At 61.8% G+C, this 11,526-nt stretch carries 11 protein-coding genes; 8 read left to right on the top strand and 3 right to left on the bottom strand.

Translation table 11 applies throughout. From position 1 onward, the window contains the following. The first annotated feature begins 1 nt into the window (after position 1). The 3 genes from HU749_RS02210 to HU749_RS02200 all read left to right on the top strand — a co-directional run bounded on the left by HU749_RS02210 (position 2) and on the right by HU749_RS02200 (position 2,875). Positions 2-667: a fumarylacetoacetate hydrolase family protein gene (locus HU749_RS02210; RefSeq protein WP_014336008.1), complete on the top strand. Its 666-nt coding sequence runs from the start codon at positions 2-4 to the stop codon at positions 665-667. 235 nt (positions 668-902) lie between these two features. Then, positions 903-1,841 (top strand): SdiA-regulated domain-containing protein, encoded by a 939-nt coding sequence (locus HU749_RS02205; protein ID WP_079301488.1) that lies wholly within the window; start codon positions 903-905, stop codon positions 1,839-1,841. Positions 1,842-1,960: 119 nt separating this feature from the next. After that, complete coding sequence (locus HU749_RS02200) at positions 1,961-2,875, top strand: SdiA-regulated domain-containing protein (RefSeq protein ID WP_079301489.1); 915 nt, start codon at positions 1,961-1,963, stop codon at positions 2,873-2,875. A gap of 148 nt (positions 2,876-3,023) precedes the next feature. Here HU749_RS02200 and rpiA read toward each other — a convergent pair whose 3' ends face one another. Beyond that, the gene (rpiA, locus tag HU749_RS02195) at positions 3,024-3,698 is read right to left on the bottom strand and encodes a ribose-5-phosphate isomerase RpiA (RefSeq protein WP_014336005.1); all 675 of its coding nucleotides are present in this window, start codon (positions 3,696-3,698) and stop codon (positions 3,024-3,026) included. Between the two features lie 137 nt (positions 3,699-3,835). Here rpiA and ilvA point away from each other — a divergent pair, with 137 nt between their 5' ends. Continuing rightward, positions 3,836-5,350 carry a threonine ammonia-lyase, biosynthetic gene (gene ilvA, locus HU749_RS02190; RefSeq protein ID WP_003196635.1) on the top strand — a complete coding sequence of 505 codons (1,515 nt, stop codon included), beginning with the start codon at positions 3,836-3,838 and terminating at the stop codon, positions 5,348-5,350. A gap of 45 nt (positions 5,351-5,395) precedes the next feature. Then, positions 5,396-5,821 carry a DUF2269 family protein gene (locus HU749_RS02185; protein WP_095974117.1) on the top strand — a complete coding sequence of 142 codons (426 nt, stop codon included), beginning with the start codon at positions 5,396-5,398 and terminating at the stop codon, positions 5,819-5,821. A 119-nt stretch (positions 5,822-5,940) separates the two neighbouring features. Here the strand turns inward: HU749_RS02185 and HU749_RS02180 are convergent, their stop codons facing one another. After that, positions 5,941-6,597 (bottom strand): histidinol-phosphatase, encoded by a 657-nt coding sequence (locus tag HU749_RS02180; protein WP_046065246.1) that lies wholly within the window; start codon positions 6,595-6,597, stop codon positions 5,941-5,943. A gap of 143 nt (positions 6,598-6,740) precedes the next feature. Between HU749_RS02180 and HU749_RS02175 the strand changes: the two genes are divergently transcribed. Both HU749_RS02175 and ptsP read left to right on the top strand, forming a co-directional pair. After that, positions 6,741-7,220, top strand: coding sequence for an RNA pyrophosphohydrolase (locus HU749_RS02175; protein ID WP_003186867.1), 480 nt, complete (start codon positions 6,741-6,743; stop codon positions 7,218-7,220). 22 nt (positions 7,221-7,242) lie between these two features. After that, the gene (ptsP, locus tag HU749_RS02170; protein ID WP_014336001.1) at positions 7,243-9,522 is read left to right on the top strand and encodes a phosphoenolpyruvate--protein phosphotransferase; all 2,280 of its coding nucleotides are present in this window, start codon (positions 7,243-7,245) and stop codon (positions 9,520-9,522) included. Positions 9,523-9,647: 125 nt separating this feature from the next. Here the strand turns inward: ptsP and HU749_RS02165 are convergent, their stop codons facing one another. Continuing rightward, positions 9,648-10,394, bottom strand: coding sequence for an NRDE family protein (locus HU749_RS02165; RefSeq protein ID WP_079301492.1), 747 nt, complete (start codon positions 10,392-10,394; stop codon positions 9,648-9,650). Positions 10,395-10,691: 297 nt separating this feature from the next. Here HU749_RS02165 and HU749_RS02160 point away from each other — a divergent pair, with 297 nt between their 5' ends. Beyond that, positions 10,692-11,474 (top strand): sulfite exporter TauE/SafE family protein, encoded by a 783-nt coding sequence (locus tag HU749_RS02160; RefSeq protein ID WP_095974119.1) that lies wholly within the window; start codon positions 10,692-10,694, stop codon positions 11,472-11,474. The last annotated feature ends 52 nt before the right edge of the window (positions 11,475-11,526 follow it).

The raw sequence follows: 11,526 nt of genomic DNA, 5'->3' as shown, positions 1-11,526 counted from the left end.
AATGAGCTATCAGCACCAGTATGTCGACGGTACACGTATTCATTTCCCGGTCGGGAAAGTGGTGTGTATTGGCCGTAACTACGCCGAACATGCAAAGGAACTGGATAACCCGGTACCCACCGAACCCTTGCTGTTCATCAAGCCGGGCAGTTGCGTGGTGCCGCTGGAAGGCGGTTTCAGTATTCCGGCCGACCGCGGCTCGGTGCACTACGAGGCGGAAATCGCCGTACTGATCGGCAAGCCGCTGTCGCCCCGCCCGAGCGTCGAAGAAGTGCTGGACGCCATCTCCGGTTTCGCCCCGGCCCTGGACCTGACCTTGCGGGACAAACAGGCCGAGCTCAAGGCCAAGGGCCTGCCGTGGGAGGTTGCCAAGTCCTTTGACGGCGCGGCGGTGATCGCACCGTTCGTGTCGAGCGGCACTTTTGCCGACCTGACCGACATCCCTGTTCGCCTGACCATCAACGGTGAAGTGCGCCAGGACGGCAACAGCAGCCTGATGCTCAACCCCATCGTGCCGATGATCCAGTACATGGCCGGCTGCTTCTCGCTGCAGGCCGGCGACGTGATCCTCACCGGCACCCCGGCGGGCGTCGGGCCGTTGAATGCAGGCGATGAACTGGTACTGGAGTTGCCGGGGGCGAGCCGCTTCGAAAGCAGCGTTCGCTAAACGCAGAACCTGTGCCCCCCTGTGGGAGCGAGCTTGCTCGCGATGAAAGCCATCACATCCAACATTGATGTTGGCTGACACACCGCTATCGCGAGCAAGCTCGCTCCCACAGGGGGCGGATGGAGGCCCGTCCCACCATTTACCGTTTTTTTCACATGCCATCCGGATAATTCCAGGGAATGGGGCGTCTGAGCTAGCCATTCCACTCGCCGAATTTTCTGGAACGCATTCCCCGATGGCCACAACCCAAGCACTGCCAGCCGCCAAACCTGCCCGTCGCCCTAGCTTCGCCCTCCCTTGGCCCAGGTATGCCTGGTCGCTGCTGGCAGTGGCCGCTGCCTACGGCCTGGCGTTCGCGATGCACTGGGACGACCGCGGCCTGCTTTGGCTATCGGAACACCTCCAGAGCCCGGCTCAACGCCAGGTGAGTATCTGGCTGCCGGACTACCACACCGTGATCGACGCCAAGCCGCTACCAGGCATGGAGGAGGACGAAGCGTCCGATGTGGCCTACAACCCCCAGACCAAGACCCTGTTCGCGGTCATGGGCAAGCGCCCGTTCCTGGTGGAACTGAGCCTTCAAGGCGATGTGCTGCGCAAGATGCCCTTGGTGGGTTGGAGCAATCCCGAGGGCGTGGCCTATATGCCCAATGGCCTGTTGGCGATTACCGACGAACGCCGTCACACGCTCTCGATCGTCCAGGTGGATGCCAACACACGCGAGCTCAACAGCACTGACTTCCCTCACTACGACCTGGGGGCCTCAGAAAACCAGAACAAAGGGTTCGAAGGAGTCATCTGGGATCCACGCAACCAGCAACTGGCGCTCGGAGAGGAACGCCCGCCGGCGCTGTTTACCTGGAAAAGCGATGGCAGCCAGCTGCTCAAGGGCGACAAGCAGATCCATGCTAGCAATGAACTGGACCTGCGCAACCTCTCGGCATTGGCGATCGACCCGCGAACCGGTCACATGCTGGTGCTTTCGGCCGACTCCCATCTGCTGCTGGAACTGGACGAAAAAGGTGAGCAGGTCAGCTTCATGACCTTGCTGGGCGGTTTCAACGGCTTGAAAGATACGATCCCTCGTGCCGAAGGCGTCACCGTCGATGAGGCCGGCAACCTGTACATGGTCAGCGAACCGAACCTGTTCTATCGTTTCGAAAAACAGCGCTGACAGCACTAACTATGTAGGATTAGTCTTCCTTCGTTGTAGGGTGTGGCACACAGCCATTAAGTTTCAGTTCAGGCAGCCGTGGTATTTCCACTCACCTGTTCTCATCCGAGCCCCTCAACATGCGTCGACTCGCCCGCCCCAAACCCTTGATCCTGATACTGCTGACGCTGGTGCTGATTCTCTTGATCGCAGCCGGCCAGTACCTGCGCCTGTTCGAGCGCGCCTGGTTCAACCTCAACACCTATTGGCAACCCATCAGCGAAGAAACCATCGCCCTGGATCAATACCGGGTCACGGTCGAAGCGCAGGTGATCGAGGGCCTGGACGATGATGTTTCAGCGCTGACGTTCGATCCGATCCGCAAGAGCCTGTTCACCGTCACCAATCAAAATGCCGAAATGATCGAGTTGTCGCTGGACGGCAAGATCCTGCGGCGCATCGCCCTGATCGGCTTTGGCGATCCGGAGGCGGTGGAATTCATCAGCGAAGACACTTATGTCATCACTGACGAGCGCCAGCATCGCCTGATCAAGATTCACCTGGAGGCCGACACCCGATTCCTCGACGCAGCCGACGCCGAGCAAATGACCCTCGGCGTGCACATGAGCGGCAACAAGGGATTCGAAGGGCTGGCCTACGACTCAGTGGGCAAACGCCTGTTCGTGGCGAAGGAACGCGACCCGATGCTGATTTATGAAGTGCATGGGTTTCCCCACCACAATCCAGAAAAGTCCTACGCGGTCCATGTGATCAACAACCCCAAGCGCGATGCCGGGCTGTTCGTGCGCGACCTTTCAAGCCTGCAATACGACGAGCGCAGCGGCCATTTGCTGGCGCTGTCCGATGAGTCTCGGCTGATTATCGAATTGGATATCAACGGCCGGCCGTTGAGCACCCTGTCGTTGAGCAAAGGCCGGCAGGGCTTGCAAAAAAACGTGCCCCAGGCCGAAGGACTCGCCATGGACGACGATGGCAACCTGTATCTGGTGAGCGAGCCGAATCTGTTCTACGTGTTCAAGAAGCCACAGCCTTGATGCAATTATTTCGATCCACAACAGAACCCAATGTGGGAGCGAGCCTGCTCGCGATAGCGGCTTATCCGCCACATCAATGTTGGCTGACACACCGCTATCGCGAGCAGGCTCGCTCCCACAGGGGAATACTTCAGGTTATTTCGCCGACTTATTCAGCCCGCAGGGTCTTCACCCCTTCAGGGGTCCCCAGCAGCAGCACATCCGCAGGACGCGCAGCGAACAAACCGTTGGTGACCACGCCAACGATGGCGTTGATCTGGCTTTCCAGTTCCACCGGGTTGGTGATCTGCAGGTTGTGCACGTCCAGGATGATGTTGCCGTTATCGGTCAACACGCCTTCGCGATACACCGGGTCGCCGCCCAGCTTCACCAATTGGCGGGCCACATGGCTGCGGGCCATGGGAATGACTTCAACCGGCAGCGGGAACGCGCCAAGCACCGGCACCAGCTTGCTGGCATCGGCGATGCAGATGAAGGTCTTGGCCACGGCCGCAACGATCTTCTCGCGAGTCAGGGCCGCGCCGCCACCCTTGATCAGGTTCAGGTGCGCGTCGCTTTCGTCGGCACCGTCAATGTAGAACTCCAGGTCGCTCACGGTGTTGAGCTCGTACACCGGAATCCCGTGGCCCTTGAGGCGCGCGGCGGTCGCTTCGGAGCTGGCGACCGCGCCGTCGAACGCACCCTTGTGTTGCGCCAGCGCGTCGATGAAGCAATTGGCCGTGGAGCCGGTGCCAACCCCGACGACGCTCTTGTCATCCAGCTTCGGGAGGATGAGGTCGACGGCGGCCTGGGCCACGGCCTGTTTGAGTTGATCCTGGGTCATGCGGGCTCCGAAAGCGGGCAGGAAGTAAAGAGGGGCGCGAGTATAACCCAACAAAACCTTGGGATTCGTGTGGTCGCCCAGCTAAAAGCCGGGTTAGACTCCTTGGCCCTGCCCAACCCGCTCAGTGATGCTTTCCGATGCTTGAACAGTACGTCAAAAAGATCCTCACCTCGCGCGTTTACGACGTTGCCGTAGAAACCCCGCTGCAGACCGCTCGCCAGCTCTCCGAGCGGCTGGGCAACAGCATTTTGCTCAAGCGCGAAGACTTGCAGCCGGTGTTCTCGTTCAAGATTCGCGGGGCCTACAACAAGCTGACCCAGCTCAGTGACGAAGAGCGCGCACGCGGCGTGGTCACGGCTTCGGCGGGCAACCACGCCCAAGGCCTGGCCCTGGCGGCCAAGGTGCTGGGCGTCAAGGCCACCATCGTGATGCCCAAGACCACCCCGGAAATCAAGGTCGAAGGCGTGCGTTCGCGCGGTGGCAAAGTGGTGCTGCACGGTGACTCGTTCCCCGAAGCCCTGGCCTATTCGCTGAAACTGGTCGACGAAAAAGGCTACGTCTACATCCACCCGTATGACGATCCCCACACCATTGCCGGGCAGGGCACCGTGGCGATGGAAATCCTGCGCCAGCACCCGGGGCGCCTGGATGCGATCTTCGTCCCGGTGGGCGGTGGCGGGCTGATTGCCGGGATCGCGGCCTACGTGAAATACCTGCGCCCGGACATCAAGATCATCGGCGTCGAGCCGGACGATTCCAATTGCCTGCAAGCGGCCATGGCCGCTGGCGAGCGCGTGGTGTTGCCGACCGTGGGGCTGTTCGCCGACGGCGTCGCCGTGGCGCAGATCGGCCAGCACACCTTTGATATCTGCAAGCATTACGTGGACGAAGTGATCACCGTCAGCACCGACGAGATCTGCGCCGCGATCAAGGACATCTACGACGATACCCGCTCGATCACCGAACCTGCTGGCGCCCTGGGCGTGGCCGGGATCAAGAAGTACGTCGAGTCACGGGGCATCAGCGGCCAGACCCTGGTGGCCATCGACTCCGGTGCCAACGTCAACTTCGACCGCTTGCGCCACGTTGCCGAACGCGCCGAACTGGGCGAGGGCCGCGAAGCGATCATCGCCGTGACCATCCCCGAGAAGCCGGGCAGCTTCAAGGCGTTCTGCGAAGCCGTCGGCAAGCGCCAGATCACCGAATTCAACTATCGCTACAACACCGGCAGCGAAGCGCACATCTTCGTCGGCGTGCAGACCCATCCGGAAAACGACCCGCGCAGCGCGCTGATCGCCAGCCTGACCGAACAAGGCTTCCCGGTGCTGGACCTGACCGACAATGAACTGGCCAAGTTGCATATTCGCCACATGGTCGGCGGGCATGCGGCCCATGTCATCGACGAAGTGGTGCTGCGCTTCGAGTTCCCGGAACGTCCGGGGGCGCTGTTCAACTTCCTCAACAAGCTGGGTGGGCGCTGGAATATCTCGATGTTCCACTACCGCAACCATGGCGCGGCCGATGGCCGCGTGGTCGCCGGACTGCAAGTGCCTCACGATGAGCGCCATCTGGTGCCGGCCGCGCTGGAAGAAATCGGCTACCCATACTGGGATGAAAGCGATAACCCGGCCTATCAACTGTTCCTGGGTTGATAAAGCCGGGCTAGGCTGTGAGCAAGACTTAAGGAAAATCCAACAATGGAAACATTGACTGCGCTGAAGATCGCTCACGTCGTCGCCACCGTACTGCTGCTGGCAGGCGCCCTGGGGCTGGCCGTCTGGGTCTGGCGCACGCGCCGCAATGGCGATGCCACGGCGGCGGCGCGCACGCTGCAACGTCCGCGGATGTTCATCTGGCTGGTGATGATCCTGGCTCTTGCGAGCCTGCCCTTCACGGGCTGGTGGATGGTGCATCAGGTTGGCTGGTCGCTGGGGCAGACCTGGTTGCTGGCTTCCAGCGTGCTCTACACCGTGGCGACACTGGCGGGGTTCTGGCTGCTGGTGCGACTGAACAAATTGCGCAAGGCGCCGGGCGCTAGCGGGAAGTTTACCTTTGCCCTGGCGCTGTTCAGTGTTGTCTGCTTTGTCGCCATTGCGGGGTTGATGGGGGCCAAGCCGGTTTAAAACACAGTCTGTGGGAGCAAAGCTTGCTCGCGATTCTGTGGGAGCAAGGCTTGCCCGCGATTGGCTTTACGCGATGCGAAGGTACGTATGCCAATCGCGGGCAAGCCTTGCTCCCATAGTCAATTGCGCAACGAAATCACCGGCCAACCCCGCTTCTGGGCCTCGGCCCGAAGATTCGGATCCGGATCCACCGCCACCGGATGCGTCACCACCTCCAGCAGCGCCAGGTCATTCATCGAGTCGCTGTAGAAATAGCTGCCGTCGAGCGAATGCCCGGTCTCTTCCAGCCAACGGTTCAGCCGGGTCACCTTGCCCTCGCGAAAGCACGGAACATCCGTGCTGCGCCCGCTGTAGCGCCCATCGATCATCTCGCACTCGGTGGCGATCAGGGTCTCGACCCCCAGGCGCTCGGCAATCGGCCCGGTGACAAAGCGGTTGGTGGCGGTGATGATCACCAGCTTGTCGCCAGCGTCACGGTGCTTTTCCAGCAATTCGATGGCCTGGGGCAACACGATCGGCTCGATGCAGTCGCGCATGTAGTCCAGGTGCCACTGGGCCAGCACGTGCATTTCGGTGCGGCCGAGGATTTCCAGGCAAAAGTTCAGGTACTCGGCGTTGTCGAGCTTGCCGGCCAGGTAATCCTGGTAGAACTCGTCGTTGCGTGCCTTGTACGTGACAGCGTCGAGGAAACCGCGCTCGCACAGGTAATCGCCCCACGCGTGGTCACTGTCGCCGCCCAGCAATGTGTTGTCCAAGTCGAATAAAGCCAGCCGCATTGCAGTTACTCGCTGAAAAATCTGAAGAAAGGCGTCCAGAATACGGACTTTTCACAAGAGTGCACATAAGCTAGGGACGCTCGTTGCTGCTTTCACAACCTTTGTGGAACAATGCGGCGACATGCGTTTGCGAGGTTGTTGCCGTGATCGATCCCGATGGTTTCCGTCCCAATGTGGGGATCATTCTTACGAATGATGCTGGGCAGGTGCTATGGGCTCGCCGTATCAATCAAGACGCCTGGCAGTTTCCCCAGGGCGGGATCAACCCCCAGGAGACGCCGGAAGAGGCCTTGTACCGCGAGTTGAATGAAGAAGTGGGGCTTGAGCGAGAGGATGTCGAAATACTCGCCTGCACCCGAGGCTGGTTGCGCTATCGTTTGCCGCAACGCCTGGTCAGGACGCACAGCCAACCGCTGTGCATCGGCCAGAAGCAGAAATGGTTTCTCCTGCGCCTGATCTCCAACGAGCAGCGGGTGCGGATGGATTTGACCGGTAAACCGGAGTTCGATGGCTGGCGCTGGGTCAGCTATTGGTATCCGTTGGGCCAGGTGGTGACATTCAAGCGCGAAGTGTACCGACGCGCTCTCAAAGAGCTTGCCCCGCGCCTGCTGACGCGCGACTGACGACGGAGTTCGACCCCGAGCCATGCTCAATACGCTGCGCAAGATCGTCCAGGAAGTTAACTCCGCCAAGGATCTCAAGGCGGCGTTGGGGATTATTGTATTGCGTGTCAAAGAGGCCATGGGCAGCCAGGTCTGCTCGGTCTACCTGCTGGACCCCGAGACCAACCGTTTCGTGCTGATGGCCACCGAGGGCTTGAACAAGCGCTCCATCGGCAAGGTCAGCATGGCCCCCAATGAAGGCCTGGTCGGTCTGGTCGGCACACGCGAAGAACCCCTGAACCTCGAAAACGCCGCGGATCACCCGCGCTACCGCTACTTTGCCGAAACCGGCGAAGAACGCTACGCCTCGTTCCTCGGGGCACCGATCATCCACCACCGCCGCGTCGTCGGCGTGTTGGTCATCCAGCAAAAAGAGCGCCGCCAGTTCGACGAGGGTGAAGAAGCCTTCCTCGTGACCATGAGCGCGCAACTGGCCGGGGTTATCGCCCACGCCGAGGCCACCGGCTCGATCAGCGGCCTGGGTCGCCAGGGCAAGGGCATCCAGGAAGCCAAGTTCGTCGGCGTACCGGGCTCACCGGGCGCGGCAGTGGGCACGGCGGTGGTCATGTTGCCACCCGCCGACCTCGACGTGGTGCCGGACAAGGCCATCGCCGACATCGAGGCCGAGCTGGGTTTGTTCAAGACCGCCATCGAAGGCGTACGCGCCGACATGCGGGCCCTGTCGGCCAAGCTGGCGACACAGCTGCGCCCTGAAGAGCGCGCACTGTTCGACGTTTACCTGATGATGCTCGACGATGCCTCCCTGGGCAGTGAAGTGACCACCGTCATCAAGACCGGCCAGTGGGCCCAGGGCGCGCTGCGCCAGGTGGTGACTGACCACGTCAACCGTTTCGAACTGATGGACGACGCCTACCTGCGCGAGCGGGCCTCGGACGTCAAGGACCTTGGCCGCCGCTTGCTGGCCTACTTGCAGCAGGAGCGCCAGCAGACCCTGGTCTACCCCGACAACACCATCCTGGTCAGCGAAGAGCTGACCCCGGCCATGCTCGGCGAAGTGCCCGAAGGCAAGCTGGCGGGCCTGGTCTCGGTACTGGGTTCGGGCAACTCCCACGTGGCAATCCTGGCCCGGGCCATGGGCATCCCGACGGTGATGGGCCTGGTGGACCTGCCGTACTCCAAGGTCGACGGCATCCAGATGATCGTCGATGGCTACCACGGCGAGGTCTACACCAATCCCAGCGACGTGCTGCGCAAGCAGTTTGCCGATGTGGTCGAGGAAGAAAAGCAACTGTCCCTGGGCCTGGATGCGCTGCGGGACCTGCCGTGCGTGACGCTCGACGGCCACCGCATGCCACTGTGGGTCAACACCGGCCTGCTGGCGGACGTGGCCCGGGCGCAGAAACGTGGCGCCGAAGGTGTGGGCTTGTACCGCACCGAAGTGCCGTTCATGATCAACCAGCGCTTCCCCAGTGAAAAGGAACAGCTGGCGATCTACCGCGAACAACTGGCCGCGTTCCACCCGCAACCGGTGACCATGCGCAGCCTGGACATCGGCGGCGACAAGTCCCTGTCCTACTTCCCGATCAAGGAAGACAACCCGTTCCTCGGCTGGCGCGGTATTCGCGTGACGCTCGACCACCCGGAAATCTTCCTGGTCCAGGCCCGCGCCATGCTCAAGGCCAGCGAAGGCCTGAACAACCTGCGCATCCTGTTGCCGATGATCTCCGGCACCCATGAACTGGAAGAAGCCCTGCACCTGATCCACCGGGCCTGGGGCGAAGTACGCGACGAAGGCACCGACGTGCCGATGCCGCCGGTCGGGGTGATGATCGAGATTCCGGCCGCGGTGTACCAGACCAAGGAACTGGCGCGGCAGGTGGACTTCCTGTCGGTGGGTTCCAACGACCTGACCCAGTACCTGCTGGCCGTGGACCGCAACAACCCGCGGGTCGCGGACCTGTACGACTACCTGCACCCGGCGGTGCTGCAAGCCTTGCAGAACGTGGTGCGCGACGCCCATGCCGAAGGCAAGCCGGTGAGCATCTGCGGCGAAATGGCTGGCGACCCCGCGGCCGCGGTGCTGCTGATGGCGATGGGGTTCGACAGCTTGTCGATGAACGCCACCAACCTGCCGAAAGTGAAATGGATGCTGCGCCAGATCAACCTCAGCAAGGCCCAGGAATTGCTCGCGGAGGTGATGACCATCGACAACCCGCAAGTGATCCACAGCTCCTTGCAACTGGCGCTGAAGAACCTTGGGTTGGCGCGGATGATCAATCCGGCTTCGAACAAAACCCTCTAGACAGTTCAACGAGCATTTGTGGCGAGGGAGCTTGCTCCCGCTGGGCTACGAAGTAGCCCCAAAGCCTTTTTGGGCGGGCTTCGCCCACCAGCGGGAGCAAGCTCCCTCGCCACAAGTAATCTTCTTCAAATGTACAGCGCCACCTCCCCCAAATGCCCCCCATGCGGCCCGAAACTGCGCTCGATCATCTGCCGCGTCCCATCGGCATGGACAATCAGCGCCGTACTCGCCCGCGTCCCGTAGGCCGGGCTGGCGATGAACACACTCGATAACAGCGTCTCGGTCGCCACGCCCACCCCCGTATCAGGCAGCTCAGCCACCGGAGCAGGTTGCGGATCGTTCAGCAGCGCCAGCAATGCCTCGGGCTGCGGATCATCCAGCACCTCGCCCAGCGCCGCCCGAGCCTTGAGCAACTTGGGCCAGGGCGTGTTCAACCCTGCGTTCGACAAGCCATAGAGCCCCTTGCCCAACCGCTGCGGCTGGGTATCGCGGGCGTTGTGGTGCCACAGCTCGACGCCATCGCCGAGCAGCAGGTTGAAGCCACCGTACTCGCTGGCGCGGGGAACGACTTCGCTCAGGTAGTCGGCAATCGACAGATTCCCGGTCAGGAACCGCGCCACCAGCTCACCGCGCGACTTGAAGGCCGGCAATTGGCCTGGGTCACGGATGTTGGTCAGCGCCGCAAAACGCCCCTCGGCGCCAATGCCGAGCCAGGTGCCGCCGGCCTCCAGGTCGCGACCGGCATGCACATGGGGCGCGTCAGGCCACTGGGCCAGGGGCAAGGTCGGCCGGGCATAGAACTCGTCGCGGTTGGCCGCCACGATCAGCGGCTGGGCATGGCCGGGGCGCCAGGCAAATACGATCAGGCACATCAGGTTGTCCTGTTTGAAAATGAAGCTGAACGACACTGCTTTTGTGGCGAGGGGATTTATCCCCGCTGGGCTACGAAGTAGCCCCAGAACTTTCAACTCGATAAACCTGGTACACCGAGTTGCCAGGTTTTAGGGCTGCTGCGCAGCCCAGCGGGGATAAATCCCCTCGCCACAGGGACAGCGATCATCAGCCACTCTACTCACACATCGCCCCGGCATCCATCGCCTTCAGTAGAGCCCAAGCCCCTCGATCCGTTACCATGCCGCTCTTATTTCGGGGATGGGCGGGAGACGCTGGTGGAATTTGTGCTCTATCTGCTGCTCGGTGCCTGCGCCGGTGTGCTGGCCGGGTTGTTCGGTGTGGGGGGCGGGATCATCATCGTCCCGGTGCTGGTGTTCAGTTTCACCCTGCAGGGTTTCGACCCGCAGGTGTTGACGCATCTGGCCGTCGGCACCTCACTGGCATCGATCATCTTCACCTCGGTCAATGCCGTGCGCGAGCATCAGCGCAAAGGCGCGGTGCGCTGGCCGGTGTTCGCCTGGATGACCGTCGGCATCCTGATCGGTGCCGGATTCGGTGCGATCACCGCCGAAGCGATTTCCGGCCCGCACCTGCAAAAGATCATCGGCGTGTTCGCCCTGATCGTTGCCGTGCAACTGGCCCTGGACTTCAAGCCCAACGCCAGTCGCAACGTACCGGGCAAGGCCGGACTGACCCTGGCCGGCACGGTGATTGGCTGGGCCTCGGCGATTTTCGGCATCGGTGGCGGTTCACTGACCGTGCCGTTCCTGACCTGGCGCAGCGTGCCGATGCAGCAAGCGGTCGCGACGTCATCGGCCTGCGGACTGCCCATCGCCGTGGTCAGCGCATTAAGTTTCATGATTCTGGGCTGGCACGATCCGTTGCTGCCGGCCCATAGTCTCGGTTTTGTGTATTTGCCGGCGCTGCTGGGCATCGCCTTGACCAGCATGGTCTTCGCCCGCTTCGGCGCGCGGCTGGCCCATCGCCTGTCACCGCGCTTGCTCAAGCGGTTGTTTGCCGCCCTGCTATTCTGCGTGGGCTTGAGTTTTCTGTTCTGACGCAATCCTGGCTTAATCCCGAGGTGGCAGCGTCGCCCGGGTATTTTTGACG

Origin of the sequence: Pseudomonas ogarae (assembly GCF_014268695.2) — a bacterium.
GTDB classification, from domain to species: Bacteria; Pseudomonadota; Gammaproteobacteria; order Pseudomonadales; family Pseudomonadaceae; genus Aquipseudomonas; species Aquipseudomonas kilonensis.
This window is presented reverse-complemented; position numbering and strand designations above follow the sequence as displayed.